General features: G+C 36.3%; 1 protein-coding gene. It reads right to left on the bottom strand.

Going from position 1 to position 1,388, the window contains the following annotated elements; genetic code table 11:
• Positions 1 to 226: 226 nt before the first annotated feature.
• The gene (locus tag LG368_RS15305) at positions 227 to 1,330 is read right to left on the bottom strand and encodes an ankyrin repeat domain-containing protein (protein WP_226755551.1); all 1,104 of its coding nucleotides are present in this window, start codon (positions 1,328 to 1,330) and stop codon (positions 227 to 229) included.
• Between the last annotated feature and the right edge of the window lie 58 nt (positions 1,331 to 1,388).

The following is a 1,388-nucleotide window of genomic DNA, read 5'->3' as shown; positions in this document are numbered from 1 at the left end:
GGCTTTATTGTGCCCAATATTTTGGGTCTTTTTTACAGCGCATATGGCTAAAAATAACGTTTTTAATGGAAAAGCCTAAAAATACCATGGCGTTTCTTGTCTGAAACGCCATTATTCAGGGACGACTGATTAGGTTAGAAGATTAAAAATGAATTGTCTCATGCACGGGACTTATTCGCATCTTCCCTAAGCTATATCTTGTGAAACGAGTTGATAGTAAGCAGTACTAATTTTTTGCTCCCAGGCTGCTTAGGTAATCGATCAATTCCATATTTTTCTTATAAATAGCATAGCCTAATGGCTTATCGCCTTGACGGTCAGCTAAGTTGATATCCGCACCGTCCTTAATAAGTTGCTTAGCAATATCTGTATTGTTATGCCAAATAGCCAAATGCAGCATAGTGACGCCATCACTACTACGCTTGTCATTGATATCAATTGAACTGTCATTAACATAAATCATAGCCAAATCAGACATATCTCTTTTCAATGCTTGCTCATAACGATTAATAACAAAATCGATATTATAGTTTTCATTTATTCGTACAGCCTCAGCCAGCATATCCTCATAAGACGCTTCATCAGTAACGGAATGTATACCGAGCGCTACTGACTCAAGAACATCTTTATTGTCCGTTAACATAGCAGTAGTTAAAGCTTTAACACCATCTGACTTATTTTCATAATCTAAAAAAAGCATGACATACATTTTTGATAAGTAAAAATTGCTAATACTAAAAAATGGACCATAGCCTTGCTCAACAATTTCTTGAAAATACTTTATCGGCTCACTGTATACGCCATTATCGATCATTATATCGGCATATTTTTTTAAAGCCTTAGCGACCTTTTCTTGATCTTCAGGACTCTTAGTTTCTATATAGCTATCTATATATTTTTCAACTCTCGATAAATAAGCATCACCTTGCGAGCTAACTAAGAAGTAATCTAATGGGGTATTGTCTGGCGAGGATACAATCCTCTGTTGTCGTAGGAATTTTTTTGCTTCTGGGTCATCCTTAATCGCTAAAACACGTATGGTATTAATGGATAAATTATAATATTCATAACCTTCACCCTCTTCGCTTTTTAACCAAGCATTCATGGCACTTTGACTTAGCCTTTTATCTATATTTTCAACTTTGTAACCTGATTTTTTTGCAGCAAGATAATATTCAGTCGATTTTTCTGGGTCTTTTTTTGTGCCAAAACCATTATGATACATTTCACCTAATACATATAAACTGCGAGTATGCCCTAGGGAAACTGCGATTAAGTCCCCAATATGAGACAATGCCGATCTGACCATTACCTCAAGACCGAATGACATGAATCAGCTTTCCTTCGCCGATACCGAATTTACCAGCAAACGCCGCAAGACTCGCAAA

Source organism: Marinomonas algarum (assembly GCF_020532605.1).
Classification (GTDB): domain Bacteria; phylum Pseudomonadota; class Gammaproteobacteria; order Pseudomonadales; family Marinomonadaceae; genus Marinomonas; species Marinomonas algarum.
This window is presented reverse-complemented; position numbering and strand designations above follow the sequence as displayed.

Excerpts from the sequence above, each read along its gene's own strand:
- LG368_RS15305 (WP_226755551.1), bottom strand. The coding sequence starts at position 1,330 with ATGTCATTCGGTCTTGAGGTAATGGTCAGATCGGCATTGTCTCATATT.